This is a genomic window from Desulfofundulus sp., assembly GCF_049701015.1.
In the GTDB taxonomy this organism is placed as follows: domain Bacteria; phylum Bacillota; class Desulfotomaculia; order Desulfotomaculales; family Desulfovirgulaceae; genus Desulfofundulus.
On the sequence record NZ_JBNATZ010000008.1, the window covers coordinates 1 to 26,714 of the forward strand.

General features: G+C 45.7%; 25 protein-coding genes, 2 tRNA genes and 1 riboswitch. Of the genes, 5 read left to right on the top strand and 22 right to left on the bottom strand.

All coding sequences use genetic code 11. The annotated features are described in order from the left end of the window. The 5 genes from cbiD to ACPLUI_RS01190 form a co-directional block, all read right to left on the bottom strand. Positions 1–757: cobalt-precorrin-5B (C(1))-methyltransferase CbiD (gene cbiD, locus ACPLUI_RS01170; protein WP_424658438.1), on the bottom strand; the 757-nt coding region annotated here is incomplete at its 3' end. A 129-nt stretch (positions 758–886) separates the two neighbouring features. Further along, positions 887–1,137: riboswitch (cobalamin riboswitch) on the bottom strand. A 3-nt stretch (positions 1,138–1,140) separates the two neighbouring features. Further along, positions 1,141–1,881: an ATP-binding protein gene (locus tag ACPLUI_RS01175; protein WP_424658439.1), complete on the bottom strand. Its 741-nt coding sequence runs from the start codon at positions 1,879–1,881 to the stop codon at positions 1,141–1,143. A 19-nt stretch (positions 1,882–1,900) separates the two neighbouring features. Further along, entirely contained in the window at positions 1,901–2,674 is a 774-nt protein-coding gene (locus ACPLUI_RS01180; RefSeq protein WP_424658440.1) for a DnaD domain-containing protein, read from the bottom strand. A gap of 72 nt (positions 2,675–2,746) precedes the next feature. Beyond that, the gene (locus ACPLUI_RS01185; protein ID WP_424658441.1) at positions 2,747–3,598 is read right to left on the bottom strand and encodes a histidinol-phosphatase; all 852 of its coding nucleotides are present in this window, start codon (positions 3,596–3,598) and stop codon (positions 2,747–2,749) included. A 1-nt stretch (position 3,599) separates the two neighbouring features. Continuing rightward, a complete protein-coding gene (locus ACPLUI_RS01190) occupies positions 3,600–4,133 on the bottom strand; it encodes a cysteine hydrolase family protein (RefSeq protein ID WP_424658442.1) in 534 nt (177 codons plus the stop codon). A gap of 652 nt (positions 4,134–4,785) precedes the next feature. Between ACPLUI_RS01190 and gap the strand changes: the two genes are divergently transcribed. Next, on the top strand, positions 4,786–5,793 hold the full coding sequence (gene gap, locus ACPLUI_RS01195; RefSeq protein ID WP_424658443.1) for a type I glyceraldehyde-3-phosphate dehydrogenase: 1,008 nt from the start codon (positions 4,786–4,788) through the stop codon (positions 5,791–5,793). A 74-nt stretch (positions 5,794–5,867) separates the two neighbouring features. On the opposite strand, the gene ACPLUI_RS01200 is transcribed toward gap, so the two are convergent. The 15 genes from ACPLUI_RS01200 to acsC all read right to left on the bottom strand — a co-directional run bounded on the left by ACPLUI_RS01200 (position 5,868) and on the right by acsC (position 23,849). Beyond that, positions 5,868–6,806, bottom strand: a complete 939-nt coding sequence (locus tag ACPLUI_RS01200) for a methylenetetrahydrofolate reductase (RefSeq protein ID WP_424658444.1) — start codon at positions 6,804–6,806, stop codon at positions 5,868–5,870. Continuing rightward, positions 6,799–7,473 (bottom strand): methylenetetrahydrofolate reductase C-terminal domain-containing protein, encoded by a 675-nt coding sequence (locus ACPLUI_RS01205; protein WP_424658445.1) that lies wholly within the window; start codon positions 7,471–7,473, stop codon positions 6,799–6,801. The genes ACPLUI_RS01200 and ACPLUI_RS01205 overlap by 8 nt, the downstream gene beginning before the upstream one ends. Continuing rightward, positions 7,470–7,895: a hydrogenase iron-sulfur subunit gene (locus ACPLUI_RS01210; RefSeq protein ID WP_424658446.1), complete on the bottom strand. Its 426-nt coding sequence runs from the start codon at positions 7,893–7,895 to the stop codon at positions 7,470–7,472. Before ACPLUI_RS01210 ends, ACPLUI_RS01205 begins: the two co-directional genes overlap by 4 nt. Before the next feature lie 4 nt (positions 7,896–7,899). Next, the gene (locus ACPLUI_RS01215) at positions 7,900–12,336 is read right to left on the bottom strand and encodes an NAD(P)-binding protein (protein ID WP_424658447.1); all 4,437 of its coding nucleotides are present in this window, start codon (positions 12,334–12,336) and stop codon (positions 7,900–7,902) included. A 302-nt stretch (positions 12,337–12,638) separates the two neighbouring features. Continuing rightward, complete coding sequence (locus tag ACPLUI_RS01220) at positions 12,639–13,478, bottom strand: FAD/NAD(P)-binding protein (RefSeq protein WP_424658448.1); 840 nt, start codon at positions 13,476–13,478, stop codon at positions 12,639–12,641. Next, entirely contained in the window at positions 13,475–14,509 is a 1,035-nt protein-coding gene (locus tag ACPLUI_RS01225; RefSeq protein WP_424658449.1) for a 4Fe-4S dicluster domain-containing protein, read from the bottom strand. The genes ACPLUI_RS01220 and ACPLUI_RS01225 overlap by 4 nt, the downstream gene beginning before the upstream one ends. Positions 14,510–14,521: 12 nt before the next feature. After that, a complete protein-coding gene (locus tag ACPLUI_RS01230; protein WP_424658450.1) occupies positions 14,522–15,463 on the bottom strand; it encodes a 4Fe-4S dicluster domain-containing protein in 942 nt (313 codons plus the stop codon). 162 nt (positions 15,464–15,625) lie between these two features. Further along, positions 15,626–16,042, bottom strand: a complete 417-nt coding sequence (locus ACPLUI_RS01235; protein WP_424658451.1) for a hydrogenase iron-sulfur subunit — start codon at positions 16,040–16,042, stop codon at positions 15,626–15,628. Between the two features lie 33 nt (positions 16,043–16,075). Next, positions 16,076–16,966, bottom strand: coding sequence for a CoB--CoM heterodisulfide reductase iron-sulfur subunit B family protein (locus ACPLUI_RS01240; protein WP_424658452.1), 891 nt, complete (start codon positions 16,964–16,966; stop codon positions 16,076–16,078). Positions 16,967–16,993: 27 nt separating this feature from the next. After that, positions 16,994–17,536 (bottom strand): 4Fe-4S dicluster domain-containing protein, encoded by a 543-nt coding sequence (locus tag ACPLUI_RS01245; protein ID WP_424658453.1) that lies wholly within the window; start codon positions 17,534–17,536, stop codon positions 16,994–16,996. Between the two features lie 17 nt (positions 17,537–17,553). Beyond that, positions 17,554–19,563 (bottom strand): 4Fe-4S dicluster domain-containing protein, encoded by a 2,010-nt coding sequence (locus ACPLUI_RS01250; protein WP_424658454.1) that lies wholly within the window; start codon positions 19,561–19,563, stop codon positions 17,554–17,556. Positions 19,564–19,776: 213 nt separating this feature from the next. After that, entirely contained in the window at positions 19,777–20,571 is a 795-nt protein-coding gene (locus ACPLUI_RS01255; protein WP_424658455.1) for a methyltetrahydrofolate cobalamin methyltransferase, read from the bottom strand. Between the two features lie 31 nt (positions 20,572–20,602). Further along, on the bottom strand, positions 20,603–21,553 hold the full coding sequence (locus tag ACPLUI_RS01260) for an acetyl-CoA decarbonylase/synthase complex subunit delta (protein ID WP_424658456.1): 951 nt from the start codon (positions 21,551–21,553) through the stop codon (positions 20,603–20,605). Between the two features lie 57 nt (positions 21,554–21,610). After that, complete coding sequence (locus tag ACPLUI_RS01265; protein WP_424658457.1) at positions 21,611–22,369, bottom strand: AAA family ATPase; 759 nt, start codon at positions 22,367–22,369, stop codon at positions 21,611–21,613. 142 nt (positions 22,370–22,511) lie between these two features. Next, entirely contained in the window at positions 22,512–23,849 is a 1,338-nt protein-coding gene (gene acsC / locus ACPLUI_RS01270) for an acetyl-CoA decarbonylase/synthase complex subunit gamma (protein ID WP_424658458.1), read from the bottom strand. Between the two features lie 84 nt (positions 23,850–23,933). Between acsC and ACPLUI_RS01275 the strand changes: the two genes are divergently transcribed. Next, positions 23,934–24,188 (top strand): hypothetical protein, encoded by a 255-nt coding sequence (locus tag ACPLUI_RS01275; protein WP_424658459.1) that lies wholly within the window; start codon positions 23,934–23,936, stop codon positions 24,186–24,188. A 96-nt stretch (positions 24,189–24,284) separates the two neighbouring features. Here the strand turns inward: ACPLUI_RS01275 and ACPLUI_RS01280 are convergent, their stop codons facing one another. Together ACPLUI_RS01280 and ACPLUI_RS01285 are read right to left on the bottom strand one after the other, a co-directional pair. After that, positions 24,285–25,091: an AAA family ATPase gene (locus ACPLUI_RS01280; RefSeq protein ID WP_424658460.1), complete on the bottom strand. Its 807-nt coding sequence runs from the start codon at positions 25,089–25,091 to the stop codon at positions 24,285–24,287. Between the two features lie 133 nt (positions 25,092–25,224). Continuing rightward, complete coding sequence (locus ACPLUI_RS01285) at positions 25,225–25,566, bottom strand: phasin family protein (RefSeq protein WP_424658461.1); 342 nt, start codon at positions 25,564–25,566, stop codon at positions 25,225–25,227. A 317-nt stretch (positions 25,567–25,883) separates the two neighbouring features. Between ACPLUI_RS01285 and ACPLUI_RS01290 the strand changes: the two genes are divergently transcribed. The 3 genes from ACPLUI_RS01290 to ACPLUI_RS01300 all read left to right on the top strand — a co-directional run bounded on the left by ACPLUI_RS01290 (position 25,884) and on the right by ACPLUI_RS01300 (position 26,610). After that, a tRNA-Pro gene (locus tag ACPLUI_RS01290) sits at positions 25,884–25,961 on the top strand. Next, positions 25,962–26,037 (top strand) — tRNA-Lys (locus tag ACPLUI_RS01295). Positions 26,038–26,400: 363 nt separating this feature from the next. Beyond that, the gene (locus ACPLUI_RS01300; RefSeq protein ID WP_424658462.1) at positions 26,401–26,610 is read left to right on the top strand and encodes a 4Fe-4S binding protein; all 210 of its coding nucleotides are present in this window, start codon (positions 26,401–26,403) and stop codon (positions 26,608–26,610) included. Positions 26,611–26,714: the final 104 nt, after the last annotated feature.

Here is a 26,714-nt window from a genome sequence, read left to right on the forward strand (position 1 = left end):
TGCTGTGGTGTCCCCAGAGTAATACGCTCGAGAAACCTTTCTCGGCACAGCTTTCCAGCATAAAACCTACGAAATTGCTCATCTCTACGACGGCATCGAGAGGAAATCCACACTTCTCGACCGCTATCCGTGCACCCAATCGTCCCGGTGTGAGAACTACCTGATCATAACCTGCTGCTCTGGCTATATCGAGAAGGGGGAGCAGGGAATCCTTAAATGCTTCTTCAGACATGGGTCGAACTATACCCGTAGTTCCCAGGATAGATATACCTCCCACAATTCCCAGTCTGGGGTTCAGGGTGCGTTTCGCTACCAGTTCTCCTCCAGGGACACTTATTATTAGTTCTACTCCCTGTTCGGGAGGAAGGATGCTGACCACGGCTTCCTTAATCATTTGTCGGGGAATGGGATTGATGGCAGGTTCACCCACAGCGACTGCCAGGCCAGGTTTTGTCACCCGCCCTATACCATCTCCTCCGCGCAGGATGGTTCCTACCGGGGCGGGGCGAGCTTCGACTACTATGGGCAGACCGTGGGTAACGTCGGGATCGTCCCCTCCGTCTTTGATTACCACTGCTCTGGTTCCACCTCTTATTTCCTCTACCAGGTGGATGGGTACCGTTAAGGCTTGTCCTGCCGGGTTAACTAAAACTACCCGGGCGGGTTTTCTGCCGTGAAAAAGTAGCTCTGTGGCAGCCCGGGCAGCAGCAGCGGCGCAGGCTCCTGTCGTTATTCCGTTGCGTAAAATCTTAACCACCTTGTTTCCCCCTGAAAAAAACACGCCCGGCAAAGAGTAGGGCGCATGTAGAGTCTTGACGCCTCCTATCTTTCGCGCGAAGATAAAAAGGCCTGTCACTGGCTTAGCTTTACCTTTCGCAATGAGTGTACCAGTGAAAAGGGACAGGCAGGTTTCCTGGCTTCCGGATCTCTGGATTCCCGCGCCTTCCCAGCCAGCACTCACCGATAAAAGTCTGCCACTTTGATGTGGATGGAGCGTCAGTAAGTGTTTAGGGCCAGTGGCACTTTGCGGGTTCCTCCCCGGTTACAGTGGCGGGACCGCGCCGGCTTAAGCAGGTTCTTCCTGCTCCCCGGTCTTCCCTATTATCCCTTGTCGGGACCTGCTCCGCAGGATATTGAATTTTAACCTTCCCGGAGTTTTTCCCTGCGCTGAACCATGCGAATATCGTCTTCAACCATTAACCGGTAAGGCCAGCACATCTGGCAAATACGTGAAATGGTCCTTTCCCCCAAACATTCACCTAAATCTTCCAGGCTGATGTTGGTGGTAATGATTACAGGGAGACGATGATTGACACGATAATTTAATATCGAATAGAGTTTGTTTTTAGTCCATTCGGTGTAATTATGAGCTCCCAGGTCATCTAAAAACAAAAGAGGCACTTCCCTTGCAGCATCCATCAGATCCTTTTCGGAATAATCTCCACCCTGGCGGTTTTGATCGTAAGTGGAACGCAGGCGATCCAGCAAGTCCGGTACGACCACAAACAGCAAAAGCTCTTCTGCTTCCAACAAAGCGTTGGCTATACAGGCAGCCAGGAATGTCTTACCACTACCTACCGGACCTGTAATCAATAAGCCGTCTATATGGCGGTCGTTTTTAAAATTCCTCACGAAGTCCTGTGCTGCCAGGTAAGTGCGGCGCGCTGATTCGTAATAAGTGATCATGCGTTCTGAATCTATTCGTAACCGTGAATAATATTTAAAATTGAAATTATCGAATGTATGATAACGTAATCTTTCTGGTAACCCTGCTTCTCGAAAACGGTTGGCCAGGGCTCTCTGCTTGTTACATGGACAGGGAACTGCGATATTATTTTTTACTATTACACCCCGATCTCCACATACAGAACAGGCCTTCACTGGCCGGCATCCTTTCTAATTAACTGAGGTATAGGGTTTTCAAAAGTGCTTTCTTTCGTTCGTCCACCTTGGAAGAAATTTGCTTGCCTGAACGCCGTTTCTTGAATTGCTCATCATAGGCAAGTACTTCCTCGAGAGTACGCAGGTTGTTCTTTTTCCATTCCAGGATAATGCTATCAATGTATTTAAAGTTATGCTTCCCCATTAAAACAGCGCGGCGTAAAGCTTCCAGAACAAGCGTATAATCCAGCTCCTCAGTCCACTGTCGGATTTGTTCCACTTCCATGGGAGAGACAGGCCGTCCAAATTCCTGTTCAAAGGCCCTGATTATCATGGCAAATTCCTGGGCTTTCATTTCAAAAGGCCTTTTTTCCAGCAGGTTGCGGGTACGTTCGATTTCCTTTACTCTAATGCTTGCCCACAGTTCAGAAAGCTTTTCAAGGAGTGGCTCAAAGTCATATCCATTCAGGATTTGATCTTTGCTCTCATCATAATACTGTGTTACAGCCAGAACCTCTTTCTCCACTAACCTGTTCAAGTTCTGTTGTACACGGGTTACATCCTGTGACGTGCATGCTGCCAGGGTGGAGGCGGAAGGAAACAGGTTCTTTTCCTCTACCTGCAACCGGAGAAGCTGAATAAGAAGAATCATTTCTTCATCGGTTATCTCAAGGTGACGGTATAACCGGAGCAAAAGATTGGGAATCGTAGTAGTGCCTTGAAGTAACAGGTCAGCTCCGAAAGCAGCGGTAATGTTTCCTTCCCGGTACCTTTTTACCGTTCTTCCTTTCATCTTTCCTTCTTCCTCCCCACTTAGTGAATATTTTATGGTAAGGGAGGAAGTTTGTCCAGGCAAAAAAAATTGTTAGAAGGGGCAGGGCTGACGACAGGTAAAGGTGTGCACCGCAAGTCCCAGTTTTTCTAACATTAAGACCGCCTGGTCTATAGAGGCTCCCAACTCTGAAAGCCGGTGTGCATCTGAGCCTACTGTAAAGACTTTGACTCCACAGGCTCGGGCTTTTAGAAGAATCTCCCTGCTGGGATGAAATTCGGTCAGTCCCCGACGCAGACTGGAGGTATTTACTTCCAGCCCCATATTGCGCTGTGCAATTTCCTTAAGAATCGGTTCAATTATTCCTTCATGGACACTCTCCAAAACTGTGCCCAGCAGGCGTTCTCCATGGCGGCGGTAAAGATCCAGGTGTCCGATGCAGTCAAAGAGGTTGCTTTGAACAGCTTCCTTTAAAGCTTGAAAATACTCCCTGCAGGCTTCTTCCGCATTGTGCGAGGAAAAATAGAGCCTACTTTCCTTCCAGGAGGATATGGATTGATGTTCCAGGCAGTGGATGGAACCCAACACATAATCAAAGGGATAATTTTTTATGATTTTTTCAATGGTCCTTTCACATCCGCGTTCATAACCAACCTCCAGACCGGCCTTAATTTTAAGTTCCCGGTTATCCAGTTGGCTACGGGCTTGTTCAATGTCCAGGAAATATTGATCAAGCCAGCTTAGATCATCCATGGGGTGAAGCTTTCCATTTAACCGTACGAACCAGTCCACCTGGCGCCTTACCGGGTCCACTTCCAGGTGGGGGGTAAAACAGATCTCTTTTAATCCCATGTTCAAGGCCTGCAAACAGTATTCCAGAATGCTGTGATTTTCAGCATCGATGGAATAGCCCGGGTGGACGTGATAATCCAGAAGAGGTTTCATCTTACAGAATCTCCGCTCCTAAAACGGTTTCCATTTGCTTTAGTGCCCATTGGTGAGCTTCATCCTCAAAGCTGGCTACTCCCCGGCTGTAGACGACCGTCCGGTAGTCCCTGTTGCGCAACTCTTCCACAGTATACAGTACGCAGATATTTGTACAGACTCCTGTAATGTAAACTGCAGCCGGATTGAGATCTTCCAGGATTCTATTAAGGTTAGTGCGGAAAAAACCGCTGAAACGAGTTTTGGGTACCTTGATTGTAAAAGGGTATTCCTCCACCAGTGAAGCAAGTTCATCAATGAGTCTTGCCCCTGGAGTGCCGTAGACGCAGTGAACGGGAAAACGGGAGAATTCAGGATCTCCGGGCGCATGAGCGTCCATGATAAAGATTATTGGCTCTTTTTGGGCCATAAATTCCTTGACCTTTTCAACGACAAAAGGTACGATTTCTCTCCCTTTTTTACCACAATTCAGGGCACCATCTGTATCGATGAAATCCTTAAGCATATCTATGACCATTAAAACGTTGCGGGACATAGGACCAACTCCTTTTTTCTAAAAAGCCTAATTTTGCATTCCCTTACGGGCATCTAATAATATTTTAGCATATCTTACTAACCATCGCTAACCTAAAAACCGGGGTTTTCCTCTTTGGATTACAAAATAGTCATGGCCAAGACCTGGCTACCCATTTTGCCTGTCGGCAAGTTCGGGACTACCGTTGTCTTCCGGTATCCGGCTGAACCGGGAGATTTGTCTTACAAACCTCCTGTACAATTTTAATATTCGTGATCAAAACAACAATATCCTGCAGATATTGGAATGAAATTCTCCTTCCAATCTTGCCTGTAAAAATTTTTATTCAGGCTTATATGGAACTTTGAATCATAATCTAGCAGACCTTCCTCTTAAAGGATATACAGATAAAATGACTTCTTTGCATTAAGTTCAATTTTTGTAGGGTAATATTCTCTGTAACATAACCCTTTACTTTGCTTTAATAAAAATTGAATATAATATATAATTCTTTAAGTGAAATTTACGGGTAATTCTGGATTCTGGACTAACTATTGCCCTTTAAGGTCATGTTATGTTATTTTAATTTTTACCAGGTACATTTTTAGTAGCATGTAACCTGGTGGTGTTGGAAAAAATAAACCCTGTACATCCTGAAAAAGGAGTGATTAAAATGACAGTAAGATTGGGTATTAACGGTTTTGGGCGCATCGGGCGTAATGTTTTCCGGGTTGCTCTCAACCATCCGGAGTTGGAAGTAGTAGCGGTCAATGACCTTACCGACGCCGGTACACTGGCCCATTTACTGAAATACGATTCCGTGCATGGGATCTACCAGGGTGAGGTGGAATCACTTGGTGACGGGTTCAAGGCTAATGGTAAGATTGTAAAAGTGCTGGCGGAGAAGGATCCCGGTAAACTACCTTGGGGAGACCTTGGTGTGGATATTGTGGTGGAATCTACCGGTCGTTTCACAGCTAGGGAGGATGCGGCCAAACACCTGGAAGCTGGAGCTAAAAAGGTATTAATCAGCGCTCCCGCCAAGAATGAAGATATCACCATTGTCATGGGTGTAAACGAGGATAAGTATGATCCCGCCACACATCATGTGATTTCTTGTGCTTCCTGTACCACCAATTGTCTGGCTCCTATAGCCAAAGTGCTGCACAGGCGGTTTGGTATTGTCCGTGGCATGATGACTACCGTTCACTCTTATACCAACGACCAGCAGATTCTGGATCTGCCTCACAAGGACCTGCGTAGAGCCCGGGCTGCTGCTCTGTCTATCATTCCTACTACTACCGGTGCCGCCAAGGCAGTAGCTTTAGTTTTACCAGAATTGAAGGGAAAGCTTAACGGCATGGCCATGCGCGTTCCTACCCCCAATGTTTCCGTGGTGGACCTGGTGGCCGAGCTGGCTCAGCCTACGAGTAAGGAAGAAATCAATACTGCTTTAAAGGAAGCAGCTCAGGGGGAACTAAAAGGAATTATGGATTATTGCGAGGTACCACTGGTTTCCCGGGACTTCAACGGTAATCCTCATTCATCAATTGTGGATGCCCTTTCCACTATGGTTATCGATGGTATTCTGGTTAAAGTAGTAGCCTGGTATGATAATGAGTGGGGCTATTCCAACCGGGTGGTTGATACTGCTCTCTATATATCCCGGCAAGGTTTGTAGTTATTATTTGGAAACAGCCTTTTCGATGAAATAATAGAGAACCCCCGCTTATTTTGCGGGGGTTTTAAGTTTTTTTATTCCACTTTGGGCCTTGGGTAGAGACCTGACCGCTCCACGATTTCAGGAACCACTTCTTCCCAGGCAATGGCCATAATATGGACGCCGTGCACGCCTGGGATATTACGAATATGTTTGATTTGTTCTATGCAAATCTCAATTCCTTCCCGCTTGGGATCTTCCGCTTTTTTTAGCCTTTCAACGATATCGTCGGGCACAATCATACCTGAAACGCTGGTTTGAAGGTATTTTGCCGCCCTCCAGCTTTTTAGAGGAGTTACCCCGGCCAGAATGTGTGCTCGTTCATGAATGCCCCTCTCACGGACCATTTCCATGAAACGCTCGAAACGCTCCATATCAAAAATACATTGGGTTTGAATGAACTCAGCTCCCGCCTCTACTTTTTTCTCCAGCCGGGCCACCCGGAATTCAAAGGGATCCGCGAAGGGGTTGGCTACTGCTCCAATGAAGAAACGGGGCTCATGTTCTTTAATTTCCTCACCACAGAAAAATTTCTTTTCGTCACGCATTCGCCGCATTAGGTAGACCAGTTGAATGGAGTCAATGTCATAAACATTCTTTGCCATAGGGTGATTACCAAATTTCTGATGATCCCCGGACAGACAAAGCAGATTCCTGACACCCAAGCTATAGGCTCCAAGCAGATCGCTTTGAATGGCAATACGGTTGCGGTCCCGGCAGGTCATTTGAACAATGGGTTCAACCCCACAGTTCAAGATGTGGGCTGCAGCTGCAACACTCGAAAGACGTACGATGGCTGTTTGGCAATCGGTGATGTTGGTGGCATCAACAAAATTTTTCAACATATGTGCATGATGCCGGATGCCCTCTGCAGAAGCATGTTTAGGTGGTCCAATTTCAGCAGTAACCACAAACTCTCCCCTGGCTAGCAACCTTTCGAGCTTGCTTTCAGTTTTAACTTCCCATTTAGACATCAATGATCACATCCTCCCTGACCTGCCGGCGCGGACCTCCGTCTCTGGAGGTGGACCAATCTTTCGGCGGCATAATTTCCATTAACTTGTCCAATTTACCCAATTCCTTCATCCGGTTGTAAATCAACTGCCAAGCACAATCAACATCCTTGGAAATTTCGCATTTCCCATACTGCGAACCGCCGCATGGACCGTTTAAGATGCTTTTTGAACATCTGATAATCGGGCAAATTCCCCCCGTCAGGTGCAGAATGCAGTTTCCGCACAGGCCACATTTCTCCTCCCAAACTCCCTGTTTGAGCGATCCACCTACGAATTTGGTGTTTAACGCAGGTACCACCCATTTTTTCGGGTAACGTTCCGCAATGTACTGAACTCCTACCCCGCAGGCCAGAGAAACTATCGCATCTGCCTCCTCAACCAGGTTGTCCAGGGGAATAAGATATTCAGGGTCACATTGTCGCGTACAAACATAAGTAACAGTCTCTAGAGGGTTATTTTCCAGCTGGCGCTTAATACGCATGCTGGATGCTAAGAATTCAGTTTCCTTTTCTCCTCCTGCGAGACAAACAGTAACACAACCTGCGCAACCAACAAAGAGTACCTTCTGACAATCTTTAATCATGTCAGCAATTTCTTGAATTGGTTTTTGTTCGGCAACAATCATTTTTTACCATCATCCTTCCTTAAAGGACTTGGGCCTAATTTTTTAATTCGTTCAGTCATTTCTTTCGCAATTTCGGCAAAACGTGGGCCCATGGCGGCAGACAGGTTATAAAACTCCAGGCGTTCACTTCCTAAGCCGATTTCGTCAAGTACCTTCTTTACGTAGTTAACCCGTTTTTTGGCCCGGTAATTACCCTTTAGAAAATGACAGTCTCCCTCCATGCAACCAGCTACGTAAACCCCATCCGCTCCTTTTTCAAAAGCATCCAGAATGACGCGGTGGTCTATAGTACCAGAACAGGGCATTTCGACTATCCGGATGTTTGATGGGTACTGCAGACGCATCGAACCAGCCAGGTCAGCAGCAGAATAAGCGCAGTAATGACAACAGAAAGCTACAATCTTAGGTTCAAATTCCCCCACTGTGTTATGACACCTCCCTGAATAAGCCGTCCATCATCTTCATGAACATGCGGTCGCTGAAACTCTGGAGAGTAATTGCTTTATTGGGACATTCACCGGCACAGGTACCGCACCCCTGACATAACACGGACTCAATTACGGCCACGTTATTTTTAATACGCGGGGCATTGAAGGGACAGAGTCGTACGCATGTTAGGCAGGCTGCACACTTATCTGGCTCAACAACAGCCACCACGCTTTTAGAAGCAAGACTTCCCTTACTCAAGATTGTGCTTGCACGGCTTGCTGCCGCTTTAGCTTGAGTAATGCTCTCTTCGATTGTCTTAGGCCCATGGGCTAGCCCAACCATAAAAAAGCCCTCGGAGGCAAAGTCAACCGGGCGTAACTTCATATGTGCCTCCAAAAAGAACCCGTCTTCGTTAAGTGGTATCTTAAATAACTGGCTAAGTTTGGGATTACTTACCCCTGGTACGATTGCTGCTGCCAGTACAACCAGATCAGCTTCAATAAATATTGGTACGCCCAGTACATGGTCCTCAACAGTAACCCTTAACTGTCCATTACTACCAGTTTCTACAACTGGCTTTTTATCCTTACTGTAGCGGACGAAAACTACTCCTTTTTGTCTTGCTAGGCGGTACAGTTCTTCGTAGAACCCATACGTCCGCATGTCACGGTAGAGCACATAAACATTCGCTTCCGGGTTTACCTCTTTTACTTCCAGGGCTATCTTTACAGACCGAGTGCAGCATACCCGGCTGCAATAATTGCGTTCCTGTTCACGCGACCCCACGCATTGGATTAACACGATATTTTTCGCATTTGTGATTCGTGGATCGCTGGCGTATAATGCTTCATCAAACTCTAGTTGAGTCAAAACCCTTTTATCATGACCGTACAGGTATTCCTGCGGTTTGTATTCCTGACCGCCGGTAGCTACGATCGTAACACCATGTGCAATTTCTTCCCCCGTCGTCAGCGTCGTAACAAAATTACCCAGGTAACCACTTGTTTCTTTAACTTCGGTCCCCATATAGAGTTTAACCCGCGGGTTGACCCGCACCTGTCTAATCAAATCATCAAGCACTGCCTGCACATTTTCGTTCTTAAAACCTTTTTTAATTCTCCTGGCGATTCCACCCAGCTCACTCGATTTTTCTACGAGGTGTACATCATAACCTTGTTCAGCCAGCTCAAGGGAAGCTGTTATTCCGGCCACGCCGCCACCGATGACCAGTGCAGATTTTGTCACACCTACATTAACTTGTTTTACAGGAGCTAGCAAAGCAGCTTTGGATACGGCCATCTTGACCAGTTCAATAGCCTTGATAGTGGCTTTTTCGGGCTCAAACATATGCACCCAGGAACATTGGTCACGGATATTGGCCATTTCAAAAAGGCTGCCATTTAATCCTGCTTCCCGGATTGTTTCTTGGAATAAAGGCCTGTGTGTACGCGGGCTGCACGATGCTACCACTACCCGGTTTAATTTGAGTTCTTTAATCTTTTCTTTAATGCGTGCCTGTGTATCTTGTGAACATGTATATAGGTTATCTTCCGCATAAATCACATGCGGTAGCTCCTTCGCCGCGTTGACAACAGCTGGAACATTTACTACCCCGCCGATGTTGATGCCACAATGACAGATGAAAACACCAATACGTGGCTCTTCACCGGTTACGTCTCTTTCCGGTGGGTATACTTTTTCAGAAACCAGTGTGCCTCGAGCTTCAGCGAGCAGACTTTCAGCGGCACCGGCAGCTGCACTGGCCTGCATAACGGTTTCTGGTATATCTTTTGGTCCGCTAAAAGCCCCCGCAACGAAGATACCGGGCCTATTTGTACCCACTCCGGTCAGCGGGTAAGGCTCTGCAAAACCGAATTGATTGAGTTCCAAACCCAACTTTCTTCCCAATTCTATAACTTTGGGAGAAGTTTTCATACCGACCGAGAGCACTACCAGGTCGAATTCTTCTGAATGTAGGCTACCGTCTTCATCAACATACCTTATCCGCAGGTTCTTGCTTTCGTTATCAACCTCTTCCAGGGCATATATGCGTGATCGAATGAATCTTACCTTGTGTTCTGACAAGGCTCGCTCATAATACTTCTCAAAACCTTTACCATATGTCCGCATGTCCATATAAAAAATTGCGGTATCCAGTTCTTCCTTGCTATGCTCTTTAGCGATTATTGCTTCTTTAATTGCGTACATGCAGCAAACGGAAGAACAATATTCATGGTTTATCCGGTAGTTGCGCGAACCTACACATTGAATCCAAGCGATCTTTTTCGGTTCCCGGTGATCGTAGGGCCTTACTAAATGTCCCTGGTACGGTCCGGAAGCGCTTAAAACCCTTTCAAACTCCAGGCTGGTCAAAACATTGGGATATTTTCCATAACCATAATAACCAAGTTCTGAGGCATCAAACTTTTCATATCCGGGGCACAGGATGAGTGCACCAACTTCGAGCTCTAATTCTTTTTCAGTCATCTGGTGATTAATAGCCCCGGCCTTACAAACCTTGACACATTCAAGACACTCTGAACATACACCGCAATTCAGACAGCGTTCCGCTTCGCGGCGAGCCTCCTCATATGAATAGCCTTTGACCACTTCATGGAAGTCATTCGACCGTTCTTTCGGGTCGGCGTATCTTACCGGAGTTGCCTCCTGCTTTGCTATCTCTTCGCCTTTAAATCGATAAGTTGCTATTTCCTCTTCGCTAATTTTAAATTTACGGTTCTCTTTTAGATTTTGGCCTTTTAAGTACCTTTCTATTGATTCGGCAGCACGCTTTCCTGCAGCGATTGCCTCTATCACTGTTTTGGGACCGGTTACTACGTCACCTCCAGCAAAAACGCCCGGTAAGTGGGTGGCCAGTGTTTCCATATCGACAGTGAGAGTGCCGCGAGAAATTTCCTTTCCAAGAATCTTTTCTGCAAAAGAGAGATCTGGTTTTTGACCTACAGCCAAAACCACTGTATCAGCATCCAGGAAAAATTCGCTTCCTGGAATTGCCACAGGACGTCTGCGACCCGTGGCATCAGGTTCACCTAATTTATTTCGCAGAAACTCTACACGTGTTACCCGCCCGTTTTCACCGTGGAAGGCCTTGGGACTGCTCAGCATAATAAAGTCCACGCCCTCTTCACGAGCTTCGGCAATTTCCTCAGGCAGAGCCGTGATTTCTGCTTCGGTGCGCCGGTAAACAATCGTTACCCTTTCGGCACCCAGGCGAAGAGCAGAACGAGCACAATCCATGGCTGTATTGCCCCCACCGATGACGACAACACTCTTGCCGACCTCGACTTGTTCACCTAAGGCGACCTTACGCAATAGATCAATACCATGGATGACGCCTTTCAGATCCTCACCAGGTACATTTAACTCGATACCTTTATGTGCTCCTATGGCGATAAACACGGCCTGGTAACCGTCATTAAGCAATTTCTCTACAGTGAAATCACGACCCAGACGCATGTTGTATTTTATCTCTATACCCAATCTGGTTAAAAGTTCTACCTCCAAAGCTACCCACTTCTTGGGTAACCTGTATTCAGGTATGCCGACGCGCAACATTCCACCAGCTACAGGTAAAGCTTCGAAAACAGTGACCTTGAAACCTTTTTTGACCAGCTGGTAGGCACAAGATAACCCTGCGGGTCCTGCTCCCACAACTGCCACCTTCTCATTGCGTGCCTCATCAACTTCGGGTAGAGGAATATTTGCAGGATCCGCGTAAACGTAATCTGCTGCCGCTCTCTTTAAATACATGATATTGACCGGCTCATCAATTTGCCCACGATAGCACTGACTTTGGCAGGGGTGTGTACATACGCGACCGCAGGTGGCCGGGAAGGGGTTATCACGATAGATTAGTTCCCATGCTTCTTTGAACTTACCGAGTTTAATCAGCTGGACATATCCCTGAGCATTAACTCCTGCCGGACAGGCTGCGCGGCATGGAGATACTCCGCGTTTATCGATAACAAAGGCGTTGGGGAACGCCTGGGCGTATAACTTATAAATCGCCTTCCGGTCGTTTAAACCCTGGTTGAACTCGTTTTTTACAGTCACTGGGCAAACATTAGCACATTCTCCGCAACCCGTACATTTATCAAGGTCGACAAAACGACTATGCTGTTTAAGCTTTACTTTAAAATTACCCGGTTCTCCATTAACTTCCACTACTTCCGTATAAGGTAATGTCTTTATGTTCAAATGTCGTCCACATTCTACCAGCTTTGGGGAAAGGATACACATGGAGCAATCGTTGGTGGGAAAGGTTTTATCCAACATGGGCATGGTCCCGCCAATAGCTGGCGAATTTTCTACCAGGTAAACGTAATATCCTGACTCGGCCAAATCCAGGGAAGCCTGGATACCAGCGATACCCGCCCCTACCACCATTACGGCTCCAGTCTTTTTAACACTCATAGATATCGCACCCGTCCTTTCGAAAAATGAGGTGGTTATAGAACCACTGCGGTCCGGCCCGGAGGGCAACTTTTACCGGGGACAAAGGTGTCTATATCCAGTGTTCTAAAAAATTCGTAATTTTTTTGCATAGATCAAATCACTGTTATTGATTTTTCCCGCCAAATGAAATCTAATCTAATAAATCAATCATCCTAATAAAGTAATCATCTAATAATAATCTCAGTGAAATTCATTTTAAACCTTACGGCTTTGCGCCGGCGATTCATGCAGGCGCAAAGCCGTAACTGCTTTCTCTATTTTTAATACTCATTAGGTAACTGATTCAGTTGGGCCCTGGTAAAGACCGGTCCGTCTTTACACACATATTTATTACCTACGTTACATCGACCACACATACCAATACCACATTTCATGCGGTTCTCCAGAGACATAATAATTCGCTCTGGTGGAAAACCGAGTTCCTCCAAAACCGGTAATGTAAACTTAATCATTATTGGAGGTCCACATACAACCGCGTAAGCATTTTCTGCACTAGGGGCAACTTCTTTCGTTATCGCTGGTACAAATCCTACGCGACCCTTCCATCCATCTACCGCCTGATCAATAGTAGTGACTAATTCAATGTCTGAACGTTTACCCCATTCAGCCAGTTCATCCTTATACAACAAGAGACCTGGATTACGTGCACCATAAATTACTGTTAATTTACCAAAATCTCCCCGATGCTGGGAATTAAGAATGTATGTTACCAGAGATCTTAGAGTGGTAAAGGCAAAACCACCGCCAATTACTACCAGATTTTTACCCTTAAATTCCTCTATTGGATAACTGTTACCCAGTGGTCCTCGTACGCCCAGTATAATACCTTCCGGCAGCTGATGGAGAGCTGTCGTGACAACTCCTACCCGGGCTACTGAAAACTTCAAATGCCCGGGCTCTGTTGGCGAAGAAGCAATCCCAAAGGGTGCTTCCCCGACACCAAATACAGATAGTTCGGCAAACTGGCCAGGCAGATAATTGAATGACTTCTGGTCTTCATCATTGAGGAATTCCAGGGTAAAGGTGTGAATAAGCTGATCCTCGGTTTCTACAAAGTTTTTAGTTAGCCGCATAGGGAGCGGAATATAAGGGTTTCTCATGGCTTATCAGACCTCACTTCCAAACCCTGGAGCTCCGTTAACACTTTTCGGATGTCCAGATTAACAGGGCAATTTATAATGCACCTACCACAGCCTACACATGCTATAACGTTGAAATTATCCACAAAGTATTTAAACTTATGCATGATACGTTGGCGAAACCGTTCCTTGCCCGTTGGGCGAGGGTTATGGCCGGAGCCATGCAGGGTAAATAAAGGAAACATACATGCATCCCAGTTACGTATCCTGCAGCCATCGTTTCCTTCAGCTTCATCTACGATATCGAAACAATGACAGGTAGGACAGCTGTAAGTGCAGGCGGCACACCCCAGGCATTTCTCATGGATCAGGTCCCATATAGGACTATAAAAGTTCACATCCAGCTTGTCTTTTAACCCTTCAAGGTTAACGTGTGAAACAAGAGATACTCCTTCCTTTACTTGACGGGCAGCTTCCTTTTGTTCCTCAGTCGCAGGAGGTAAGTTTATTTCGGATAATAATGTTTGCCCCTTATCAGTTAAAACTTCTACAACGTATTGCTCACCGATGTCTACAAGCAATAGATCGAGACCTTCTGTGGAAAAAGGACCACCGCCCAATGATGTACAAAAACATGTGACTGCCGGTTGGTTGCACCCTAAACCAACAAGTACGGTATTATTTCTTCTGGTTAAATAACATGGATCCTGATACTTTTCATTCTTAAACACATTATCCAGTAAAAGGAAACTTCTGGCATCGCAAGGTCTTACACCCAAAATTACCTTCTTATTTTTATCAATGACTTCTGTTAATTTTACGCTATCCTTTTCGTAGTTATAACAAAACAGCTTTTCCGACCGAGGAAATAAAACTTCCTTGGGAGGAATTTTGGAATTATTATAACTTAAAACCACCTCGTCACCAGAATCTATTTGTTTAAAGCAGAAATGTTCGTCTTCTTTAACTGGGGCAAATACTTCATAATTCTCTATTAGCTTGTTTACCCAGCTGGTTATCTGGCTTTTATTTAAAAGCAACACCTTTTTCACTTCCCTCCTTGATTAAGAATGCGTGAGGGTTGTTGGGTTCACTGGAGCGGCGAGTGGGGGCTTTTCATCCAGATTGACCCCAGCAGTATAACCAAACAGTTCCTGAACATCCTTCACCATTTTATGGGTTAAAGTTCGTAGATCAATACCCATCGGACATGCTCGGTCACATGCACCACAATCCACACAACGACCCGCTACGTGAATTATTCGTACAGCCTGGAAAAAGAGATTGTCATGAACATTTAAGGATGACTTGCTTAACCATTGAGGCGTGGAACAATCTGCAAAACATTCTTCACAGAAACACATGGGACAGGCTTGCCTACAGGCATAGCACCTTATACAGCGGCTGAGTTCCTGAAAAAGATAAGCTCTTTTTTCTTCATGCGTTTTTGTTTCAAAGCTTGCAATATTATTATCACTATACTTAACTGATGCTGGTTCACCTAACATGATGTCAAACAATACAGGATTTGGATGCTGGCAGGTTAAGCAGGAATCATGTAGCAAATTATCAATAGATATATCCTCAACAAAGTCTCTTCCTTTAAGTATAATCTTATCGGCATTTATTTGTGTTTCGATTAATTCTCTTCCAGCTAATAAACGGTTTACTTTTTTACGGTCTATCATTCCCTGGCATGGTATGCCAATAATAACCACTTTTTCACGGCTAATTTGGTTTTGTTTAATAAGCTCCAGTATAGCTCTGCTATCACAACCCTTTGCTATTATGCCTACCTTTTCTGAGCGATTACGTAGATAGTTAGCCAGGTTATTCTCACACCCATAACCCCACACCAGCCTTTGTGCTTCCTCGGGCTGGCGGATAAAGCACGGGGTATTACGTAAAGGAAGAGTCCCTTCCTCAAAACCCAGCACTAATTCTACTTCTTTTTCCTGCAAGAGTTTTTGCGCTGTTTCTCGAATCGCTTTAATTAACTCTAGCATTTATTGATAACACCCCGCCTTCTTATCCCAACCGTTGTTGGGACTCAGTGCCTTAACCGAGGTAAGCACTTCGTCTGTCATAGACTCCCTTCCCATGTTTTAATCTTCCCTCCCGCACAGCGCTTTAAGCATAAGCTATCGAACAATTGAAAACGTATACTTTTACTTGCTACATAAAGGATTAGGTCCTAACTTTTTAAGTTGGTTAGTAAAATCAGTAACCGTTTCAGCAAATTTCGCTCCTTCTGAAGCGGAAATCCATGCTAACCGTAACCGTTCCTGTTCTATTCCCAGGGTTTCCAACAGCTTTTGCGTAACTTTAATGCGTCGTTCAGCATTATAATTGCCACTAACATAGTGGCACTCTCCCGGATGTCACCCACCAACCAGGACGCCGTCCGCACCGGCAAAAAGTGCTTTCAATAAAAATATCGGGGCAACTCTTCCTGAACATGGCATCCTGATGATCATGACATTGGGAGGGTATTGAAACCGCAGGGAACCAGCGAGATCTGCTCCTGCATAACTGCACCAGTTACAAAGGAAAGCAGTGATTTTGGGTTCGAATTTATCCTGCATTACCTTATCACTCCTTTCATTACTTAGGAGTTATCATCCTTTCAAGATCCTATTAATTATGCCTTTTACATCTGTTTTCGCCAAACCAGCAACCTGTTCGGCTGGTGCCCCCAGACATAAAGCCAGCACCTGCATATAGTGTAGAACGGGAATCTCGAAGTTAATTTTCTTGCTGTTACGTAGGAATTCCTGCGCTGTATCAAATTGAAGCAAGCATGAACTGCAACCGGTTATGATTAGGTCGGGATCAACTTCTTCTTTCATCGAGATAAGTTTCTTAGCAACAAGATTCAAAGATTTATCCATATCAGTGCTGCGCATAGCACCCATACCACAACAATCCAGCAAACGTGTATAATTACCAACTGTAGCTCCTAGCGCTTCAGTCATTTCTTTTAATACCTTCGGATGGAAGGGATCTTCTTCTTTATCATAATACACTTTGCTTGGCCAGAGAGTATGGCAGCCTGGCTGAAGTGCTATTTTGAGACCATCCAGTTTATATTTAAGTGCTTCTTTGATTCTATCTAAACCAATTTCGTGATAGAGATAGTAATAAGTAAGCCTAACTTTACTGGTACCTTTATATTCCCTACCGATTTCTTTAAGAATTTCGTTCACTCTGGCCTTGAGCTCGGGATCGGAATCCATCTTGTACTTTGATTCGGCTAAACTTCCGTAACAGCTACCGCATACGGTGACTATATCCACACCCTTTTGTTCGGCTATGGTATGATTTCTGGCTCCTACAGCGCACCAGCCCACCAAATCAACAGAAGGCATTGTTCCCCAACTGGGACAACATGACTGTCCTTCAAGGTTGTCCAATTCAATTCCTAGGGCCGGGAAAGCATACCTAACCGCCTGTTCGAGATCGGGTCTGTTAAACGCCGTATTGCAGCCGACAAAAAAACCTACCTTCATTGGCTACACCTCGCAAGTATCTTATGCCTAGCCTTCCATGGGGATAATCCCAAGGTCGGCCAGTGCTGTTTTCTGTATTAATGCTTGTAGTTCTTTTAAAGCTTCCGGGTTTGCGATTGTGGAAGGTGGTTTATCCGGCAAACCTACTTTTGCTCGCGTATTTCCGGCTCCTGCCAGATAAACGGCATGTCCCGTATCATACAGTGACTTAAGCCCTTCAATGGAAAGGGTAGGTATGGCAAACTCTCTGATAGCTACTCGGCGCAAAGCCTGAATGATCTCGAAGGGGTTAACCTCACGAGGACATATTTCGGTACAGCGATTGCAAGACTGACAGGCCCAGATGGATGAATCATCAAGTAGCGTATCCCGTAAGCCCAATAGAATTGCTTGAACAATTCGCTTATTGAAGAAAGGAAAACCAGCCAGTGCCATAGGACATGTAGATGCACACTTGGCGCACTGGATGCATTCCAGTAACTCTTCGCCGCCCAATTCTCTTATCTCATCAACTAGATTAGGATCACCTTCAGAAAGTTTGACAACGCTGGCCACTTGAACATCAGACACTCGTTTCACCCCCGAACTCAGGAGACTAAAGCTTTGATTTGAGCGTGGATCTGGGCATTAGTGAACCCGTGCAGGGTAATGACTCCTGATGGACAGGCTGCTGCACATGCTCCACAGCCGGCACATAGAGCCTCATCGATCTTAGCCCTCAGTTTACCCTTATCCTCTACGAGTTTGATGGCTGAGTATGGACATAATTGTACGCACGTACCGCACCCGGCACATTTTCTTTGGTTAACTTCTGAAATCAACGGCTCTACCACGACCTTGCCCAAGGTCAGAGGAACGGCAGCAGCAGAAGAAGCTGCTCGTGCTTGCGACACTGACTCGGGGATGTCTTTGGGACCCTGAGCACATCCGGCAATATAAATCCCTTTCACCGATGTCTCCACTGGATAAAGCTTGGTATGCATTTCTTTGAAGAATCCTTCACTGCCGAATGTAATACCAAGCTTGCGTCCCAGCTTTTCCAGGTCCGGACCCGGTTCGATAGCTGTAGCTAAGACTACTAAATCAGTTTCTAGTTCGACAGGTGCACCAAGGTCAACATCGTAGGCGCGTACCCTTAATTTATCTCCTGGCAGTTCATCTACTGCACCAACACGCCCTCGCAATATCTTGATACCAAGATTCCGACAATAGTTATAATACTCCTCGAAATCTTTACCGCCTGTACGGACATCAATAAAGAAAATATAAATATCAATATAAGGATACTTTTCCTTGATCAAGCGAGCTTCCTTAAGCATATACATGCAACAAACCTTGGAACAATAAGTATGGTACCTTTTGTCTCTGCTGCCTACACAAGATATAAATGTAATACTTTTAGGTTTCTCTCCGTCCGAAGGGCGTTTTAATTGACCTTCCGTAGGACCTGTTGCAGATAAGATACGCTCAAGTTGCATCGCCGTTATAACGTTTGGTGATTGTGGTGAATACTCTTTAAACGGTGACTTATCCATTACTTTATAGCCTGTAGCAACAATGATGGTACCCACATTAAGTTCAACAATTTCTCCTTCAGGATTATATTGCCTTGAACGGTCACATGCGCCCGTCTTACACGCTTTTTCACACGGTGCAAGGATTGGCTCCCCAGTTCTTGGGTTGATTTTAGGTTTTGTGCCGATCGTACGTTTTGCGCAACTAATGCAGTGCTCAATATCCACAACCGCGCGTTTTGGTACAGCCTGTGGGAATTCGATATATATAGCCTTACGATTACTCATGCCTTCATTAAACTCGTTAGGAACCTTAGTGGGGCATGCATTTACGCAATCACCACATCCTGTACACTTTTCCCAATCAATGTATGTTTGCTTCCTTCTTACCTTTACTTTAAAATTTCCGATGGAGCCTTCGACCGATTCTATTTCTGAGTAGGTTAGGAGTTTAATGTTTGGATGGGTTCCAACCTGTACCATGATAGGGGTTAGTATACAGGCCGAGCAATCATTGGTGGGGAAAGTTTTATCTAGCTTGGCCATGTTTCCACCGACGGATGGATTTTTCTCCACCAGGTAGACCTTGTAGCCCATATTGGCGAGATCCAGTGCAGCAAACATACCCGCGACGCCTCCGCCAATGACCAGCGACGAACGCGTTACTTCTACAAACCTATCCTCCAAAGGCTCCAGGAAGGCAGCTTTGGCTACAGCACTTGCTACAAGTTTTTTAGCTTTGGCGGTAGCGCCCTCTTTTTCATGCCAGTGCGGCCAACTTACCTGGTCGCGAATGTTGGCCATTTCAAAGAGATATTTATTGAGTCCTCCATCTTCTACAGCCTTTCGAAATATTGGTTCATGCGTACGTGGAGTACAGGCTGCTACTACCACCCGGTCAATCAGACCATTCCTGATGTCTTCCTTAATCAGTTCCTGTCCCGGGTCTGAACACATAAAAAGGTAATCTCGTGCGACTACGACTCCGGGGAGTTTTTCAGCGTACTTTCTGACCTCTTCAACATTTACAGCGCCACCGATGTTTTCACCGCAATGGCAGATGTAAACCCCAATCCTAGGCACTATATCCCCTCCTGAAAGAGAACAAAATAGGAAACAGCTTGTGCTTTTGCATCCTCTTTTTTCGGTTAAAATAGTATAATTTTGACTGATCCCTTGGTTATAAAAATTCTTCGAGTAACGCCGTAAATCCTCCCTCAGGTTAAAAAAATATTGTTCAAAAAAGCAAAGCCCAGGGGAAAACGGCTTACCAGCCGTTTTCCCCCAGCATAAACATTACCGCTGTCTAAAAGTCTTTAAGAAGGAATCACAATAAATGTCTTTGTTCAGGAGAATATTAGCTGCAGCCACGGCATCCAGTAGTTCTTGGTCTTCCAGGTCAGCAATAGCCGAATCCAAACCTGCAGCCATACACATGATCAGAAAGGTCCGGTTAATCAGGTGACGGTTGGTACAGCGCTGGGAGGCGTTGCTCAGACCCAAGGTGGTTCGGGGAGATGGGTCAGCCAGCGTTTTGATTTGACGAATGGCCTCCAGCACTTCTGGCCCATGGTCCTGAGCAACGTTGCAGGGCAACATTAGGGGGTCAATATACAAGTCTTCCATTGGTATGCCGTGAGCATCGGCATTAACCACAATTTCCATGGCCAGAGCGACCCGGTCAGCTGCACTTTTCGGTACGCCTTTTTCATTCATGGCAAGACCGATGATCGCAGCATTGTACTTCTTCGCCATGGGAAAATAAATATCCATTTTCCACTGATCAGCACTGGTAGAGTTGATCATCGCTTTACCCTTGTGTACGGCCAAACCCGCTTCTATGGCTTCAGGGTTGGTTGAGTCAATGCAGCAAGGTAGTGGTACAGTTTCTTGAGCAATTTTTACCAGCCACTCCATTACTGCCGGCTGGTCTTTAGGGTCCACGGTGGGGCCGGTATTAATATCCAGGTAGGCGGCACAGTTCTCATACTGGCGTTTGGCCCAATAGCGAATAGGTTCCGGATCCTTATTTAAAATGGCTTCGCGGATATCCTTAAACATACCATTGATCCGTTCACCAATGAGGATCATATTAACACCTTCCTTCTTTATTCATTAATTTTTAATAATTATTGGGTTGCATCAACTTATCAATGTGAGTTTTAAATTGCTTGAGAGATTCAGGATGTCGCATAACGAAGAGAGAACCTCCTGCTTGGGCGAAGGCTACGGCAGTAATTACCTCCCACAGGAGAGCCCGTCGTTCTTGGTTTCCCCATTCCGGCATTTCTTCGATGGTACTTTTTGCCTCTTTAGTTTTCCACACTTCTTGTCCCAGCAGGCAGATAATTGGCATAGCCATCATTTTGTCACCAGTAAGAGCACCAATGCGGGTCCGCTCCATGATGGAATATGCGTACTCAATACCGTAACCCAGGGCACCCACTGAGGGGTCAATGACAATACGGTTGGGAGCCATATTCATTTCCGTAATTAATATGTTCAGCTGTTTCTCCAGGTTGATATCCAGGGGACTGGAAGCGATAATGTTATGACCATGTACCATACAGGCAGCAGTTATGGTTTTGTAGTTTTCCTGTGTAGCACAACCCAGGAGGAAGTTTCGACCAGAAAGAGATTCCGCGACTTTTTCCAATACCTGGGCATCCTTTTCTTCCACTCCACAGCCAAGAATAATCAAAGGTACATTTACGGCATCAGCTACTGCTTTGGCTACTTGAGCACATTCTTCCGGGTCAGTATTTTTATTATCCGGATGAGCACTGACCAGGGTCAAACAGACCAAATCCGCTCCGTATTCAACACACTTTTTCGCCCAAGCTACAGGATCGTTTAAGACACCTTGATAAGCGCTGGTTAAGATTTCCGGCCAGTTGGTAGGTTCCATATCCCATACTTCCAACGCTATCGCAGGTCGGTTAGGTATTTCGCCTTCGAAGTGGAGGAATGGCAGCGTGCTTTCGCCCCCAATTTTAACGACATTGGGTTCGGTCCCCAAAACCACTTCTGCGACCTTATTGGTCCATCTTTCTTTAGCTATGGCAACGGCCATGATAGACGACGCTCCTTTCTGTTTGAAAAAGTCTTTGCTACAGGAATAATACGACTATCAAAGTATATCGGCTTGCTGCATTATCTTTGTAACTGCTAACACTGCGGGGGCATCATTTGGCAGTTCAACTAGTGGCTTACCTTTCAGGTCATATTGGAAAACTTGGTCGTCCTGTGGAATGACACCAATTAACACCAAACCAGTTTTTTGGATTTCATCCTGCAGGGCTTCTATTGAATCGTTGACTACTTTTGTTATGACCAGGTACATTTTTTTTATTTCCAGGGATAGAGATTCTGCCAATTCTCGTACCCGGCCAGCTGATCGGATACCCCGTGCACTGGCATCGCTGGTTACCAGGAGAACGTCAACATTCTGAGTGGTGCGCCGGCTCAGATGTTCCAGCCCCGCTTCGTTGTCCATCAGTACATAGCGATAATTATTGCTAAGTTCCTGCATAAAGCCCCGTACAAGATTATTTACATAGCAATAACAACCCGGTCCTTCAGGGCCTCCCATTACCAGAAGGTCCACATTATCTCCTTCAGCTAAGGACTGGTGTACGCGGAAGGTTAAGTACTGGTCTTTGGTCATACCTGCCGGTAGCGGTTCCAGGTTGTTATTGATTCGCGACATAATGTCTGCTATGGTATCCTCGACCTCAATACCGAGAGCTTCGTGCAGGTTCGCATTAGCATCGGCATCCACAGCCAGAATGGGTCCCTTGCCTGCCTGGGTAAGCTGTCTGATTAAAAGGGCAGCCAGCGTGGTCTTACCCGTTCCACCTTTACCGGCAATAGCAATGGTAAAGGCCATAAGTACCACTTCCCTTCGGTGTTTGTTGTTTCGTTTCAGTCAGGTCGGGTAGCGGGATACAACACTTTACCAGGCAGTAACCACACAATAATGTGCCCGACCAGCCACTGTTTACCGCCAAATCCCACCTAAACGGTTCTGGTTACGCATTCCACCGTTGCTTCAAGAAGGTAGGAATTCCTGAAGAATCTCGCGGCCCTACAAGTACCTCCCAACCGGAAAGCTCCTGCAGCTTACCGCTCAGGACAGCCACACCTCCTGGTATAATTACCTTGCGATGGGATACTTTTTCGGCAATACCGGAATTAGCAAGCATATCAGCAATTTTCTCGGGAGTAAATTTTCCAGCTGCCCATCCAGTCAAGACGGAAATACCGTCGGTATCCACGGCGAGGATGTAACCCGGTACGCGGCTGGCTTCTACATCTCCCGCTACACAGAAATATGTCAGGGAGAAGTTTGTAGTGATATAAACCGGGGAGTCTGGGCCTGGATTTCCTATTTCGTAAATTTTGGATTCAACGGCGATTGGTTTTTGCGGGTCGGTGTAAATGTTTAGGCGCAAAGTAATCAGCGGCAGGACATCTGCCGGATCGGCTGTTTGTAGCACCACAATACCTGCATATTTACAGATATATACCGCCGCATCAGCAATACTCTGAATGGGATCATCATTGGAAACAAAAGTGATAGTGGGGTAACCAAAAGGACGGAAACGCTTCAAAGCCTGGCGACGGATCTGGGTTTGGTCAGCCAGGACTTTATGAATTTCCCTGGCTCCCGAATCAAGAATTAATTGTTTATGGCCTAGAGCAACGACCTTTTCTACTAAATCTGCCAGTTCATTGAGATCAGTGCCCTTCACAACCATGGGGACATCATATTTTTTAGCCAATGCAGTCATACTCTCGTAGTTGGCTGCAGTAGCTCCACAAAGCAGGGGCTTTTGGCTGCCCACTATTTCGAGAGCTTTTTCCATGGCTGACGTATCTTCTGTGATAAGGATCAGTGGATATTCGGTATTTGCTGCAACTGCCTTGACTGCAGTAGCAAATTTCTCTGTATTACCGGAATCATTAACAACTGCCACCAGATTTACATGATGGAGCTGTCCGACCCGGTCGAAAACAAGCTTGTTAATTTGTCCTGCGCGAACAATAATTTCCTCTTCACTAGCGTTATCGCTTACTGTAATAGCAATACCAGCAGGGTGCTCAAAACGCTTGTCATGGCGGAATAATACAGTTTCGTTACCAAGCTGCAACTCTTTTTCTCCTGTGCCAATTTTAACCAGTGCCACTGGGGGAGCGGAAGCTGCACCAAGAGCTTCTTTTGCCGCTTCACTTACATGAGGGCATTGTTCCAGACTGGCTTTACCAGAAGCCATGGCCATGGCAAAAGCCAGACAGGTTGGATGACCACAATCCTTGCAGTTGGTTTTAGGCAGTTGTTTAAAGATTTCTAAACCTGTTAGACCCATTCTCCTTATCTCCTTTCTCATGACTTTTAAACAATAACATCTTCCAGGATACCTGATATTTCAGATCTTCCAGAACATCTGCTTTTGAACATTTTTAACTTGGAACAGAACAACTTATTAGCAGTGAGAGAACACGAGGAAGTCTTCTTCCCCTACAGCCGTAAAAACTCCCGTGCGTTACCTGCAGTGGTAGATGTTCCAGGAAGTCTTCTTCCCCGTTCAGCCGTAAAAATCCGTTACACTCTGGGTCATTCCAAATTGGACTCGCTGGTCGACCTGCATAATTCGCTGGAAGCTTACCTCTATTATACAGTTTTCATAGTTTATTTAACCGGTTGAGTCACCCCCTCCTAACGGTTTGGTATCAGGTTGGCTCTGCTGCTCTTCAGAGAACCACACCTTTGAGCGCACAAGTGGGAGTGGATAGGACAGGAATTAAACTTCTCGTAATATTTTTTCACGGATCTCTCTCATGCCGGATAGTAGTTCTTCTGCCACATTTGGGTTTAATTCCATAGCTTTTTCCCAGATTTCGTTGTTGAACTCGATAAAACCTAAGATTTCTCCCGGTAAAAAATGTTCTTCTATATATTTCTTTTCTCGCGGGGAGCGTATTTTATTTCCTATAATTTTGACTTTACGAATTCCCAGATCAGTGGCTAAACGTTTAACAAGGTGAGCGGTATTTATACTGTTGCGACTTGGCTCGACTACTACAAGCATCAAATCTACACCTTTAGCCGTTCCACGCGACAGGTGTTCGATGCCAGCACCCATATCCATAATTACCACTTCGTTAGTGTCCAGGAGCAGGGAAGAAACCACGGCGTTCAAAAACGTATTTTCACGACAATAACATTCTGACCCGCCTTTTTTAATTCCACCCATGCGAATAAACTTTATGTTTTTTTGTTGGTAACAATAACTATCTAATACATCGTCTACCTGTGGATTCAGGGTATAAAAAGCGCCTTCTCCAGTTTTGGCCCGGATAAGATCTCTCATTTCAACAATGGGTTTTATTTCGGCCGCAACTTCTTCAGGAATTCCTATGGCTAAAGCTAAACAGGCATCAGGATCGGCATCGATTGCATAGACGGTTTGGTGTGTTTCCGCAAAGGACTTGACCAGGGCAGCAGCAATGGTGGTTTTGCCGACCCCGCCCTTCCCGGAGATGGCTAGCTTCATTGAGGCTTCACCTCGGACGTTTTCAAAAACACTTTCCCCTTTTACATTTATCACTACCTGTATGTGTTTCTACAGGGCAGGGAATAATTCCTGCTCCATCTATCTATTTTTAAAATTTTGAAGTTAGATTTCGACGTAGCTATAATTTTTCCTGCCGGTAAAGCTTTAGAATTCTTAGGGTTATGTGTTACTGGTCGGTACGGCTGGTATCCTCAAGCGTGCTATTATTTTCCATCTTCGCCAGCTGTTCTTCCAGACGGCAGATCCTGTTTTTCAATTCTTCTATCTCAGACCTGGTCACCAGACCCAGTTCGACTCTTAACCGGGAAACCTCCCGTCGCAGGGTCTCACTCAGATTCTCTTTTTCCTGTTCACCTCTTGCTATTAGTTCCTGCAAAAAATGGCGTACCTCTTCTTTGCTCATTTGTCCTCTTTCCGCCAGTTCATCAATTATTTTTTCCGCCTTTTCAGTAGTCAACGCCAGGGCTCCAATACCAGCGAGAATTAATCTTTCAGCCGTTTTGAACATTTTTTATCCTCCTCTCGCGAAGTCCATTCTTTAGTCGGGCAGGGTTTATGTGGCAGAACCCTTAGAAATTAGCAGGTGATATCACCAGTATACCTTGGTTGGCTTGTTATTTTAAGGGAGAAAATCTTGCATCTTTTTGCTTGGCCGGTATATTAAAGAATTTATTTGGAGATACTAAGAATACTCCGCTTTGGTGAGTTCTATCTCTCCCCGTCCAGCGTAAAGCTGGACTCTTTTTTATTTTTAATAACTGGCACTCTTGACTCAATTGGCAAGGAAGGTTATAATAAAAGTTGCGTATTAAGAAGAAATATCAACGGGATGTGGCGCAGTTTGGTTAGCGCGCTTGCCTTGGGAGCAAGAGGGCGGGGGTTCAAGTCCCTCCATCCCGACCAGGGCCATTAGCTCAACTGGTAGAGCAGGCGACTCTTAATCGTCAGGTTGGGGGTTCGATTCCCTCATGGCCCACCAGACAATAAACATGCCGGGGTTTCAGCAGTCAAGCTGAAACCCGTTTTTTTAAGCTTTAGAAAAATTTTTACTCCCATGTCAGATACTGGGTCTGTTAATTCCTCTGGTACGTGTTCTTTTCTTGTATTCGGCTGCATATCCTGCATCCCAGACCGGTCGATAGCCGGTGGCAGTGGAGCCTGGTATACGGTACCGGCGAGCTGTCCCCTGAATGCGTTTCCTTAACAAACAGGTCCCTCCTTCTTCAGATTTATTAAGTATTTTGTCTTCTCGCAATGTATTTTATTTTAAAAACTTGGGAGGAATTTTTTTGGGACTGTAGAAAACGGTAAGTAACCATGTTTTATAAAAGGGGGGATCTTCTTGGTACAACCGAAGAAGTTCAAGTTCAATTACCAGATTAACCAGGAACTATGTATGTCCTGTGCTGCGTGTGAATTGGAATGTCGGGATGGCGGCATTTATATTGATGATACGGTACGCTACAATATTAACCTCGACAACTGTACTCGTTGCGGTCGTTGTTACCGTGCCTGCCCGGCAGGAGCTATCAGTAGAGTACCGAACCCTTAAAACTGGAGTAAATAGAGCTTCAGCCATCAAATGGTCTGAAGCTCTCTTGCTTGTGCGCCCGGCATGGGCGTTAACTTGGTGGTGAAAGTCCACTGCAGGCGAGG

Bases quoted from the DNA above. Each gene is read 5' to 3' on its own strand.
- ACPLUI_RS01240 (WP_424658452.1), bottom strand. From the start codon at position 16,966: ATGAAGGTAGGTTTTTTTGTCGGCTGCAATACGGCGTTTAACAGACCC.
- ACPLUI_RS01185 (WP_424658441.1), bottom strand. From the start codon at position 3,598: ATGAAACCTCTTCTGGATTATCACGTCCACCCGGGCTATTCCATCGAT.
- ACPLUI_RS01230 (WP_424658450.1), bottom strand. From the start codon at position 15,463: ATGCTAGAGTTAATTAAAGCGATTCGAGAAACAGCGCAAAAACTCTTG.
- ACPLUI_RS01285 (WP_424658461.1), bottom strand. From the start codon at position 25,566: ATGTTCAAAACGGCTGAAAGATTAATTCTCGCTGGTATTGGAGCCCTG.
- ACPLUI_RS01205 (WP_424658445.1), bottom strand. From the start codon at position 7,473: ATGATTGTTGCCGAACAAAAACCAATTCAAGAAATTGCTGACATGATT.
- ACPLUI_RS01180 (WP_424658440.1), bottom strand. From the start codon at position 2,674: ATGAAAGGAAGAACGGTAAAAAGGTACCGGGAAGGAAACATTACCGCT.
- ACPLUI_RS01255 (WP_424658455.1), bottom strand. From the start codon at position 20,571: ATGATCCTCATTGGTGAACGGATCAATGGTATGTTTAAGGATATCCGC.
- ACPLUI_RS01200 (WP_424658444.1), bottom strand. From the start codon at position 6,806: ATGTCTAAATGGGAAGTTAAAACTGAAAGCAAGCTCGAAAGGTTGCTA.
- ACPLUI_RS01260 (WP_424658456.1), bottom strand. From the start codon at position 21,553: ATGGCCGTTGCCATAGCTAAAGAAAGATGGACCAATAAGGTCGCAGAA.
- ACPLUI_RS01190 (WP_424658442.1), bottom strand. From the start codon at position 4,133: ATGTCCCGCAACGTTTTAATGGTCATAGATATGCTTAAGGATTTCATC.
- ACPLUI_RS01220 (WP_424658448.1), bottom strand. From the start codon at position 13,478: ATGAGAAACCCTTATATTCCGCTCCCTATGCGGCTAACTAAAAACTTT.
- ACPLUI_RS01215 (WP_424658447.1), bottom strand. From the start codon at position 12,336: ATGAGTGTTAAAAAGACTGGAGCCGTAATGGTGGTAGGGGCGGGTATC.
- ACPLUI_RS01265 (WP_424658457.1), bottom strand. From the start codon at position 22,369: ATGGCCTTTACCATTGCTATTGCCGGTAAAGGTGGAACGGGTAAGACC.
- gap (WP_424658443.1), top strand. From the start codon at position 4,786: ATGACAGTAAGATTGGGTATTAACGGTTTTGGGCGCATCGGGCGTAAT.
- acsC (WP_424658458.1), bottom strand. From the start codon at position 23,849: ATGGGTCTAACAGGTTTAGAAATCTTTAAACAACTGCCTAAAACCAAC.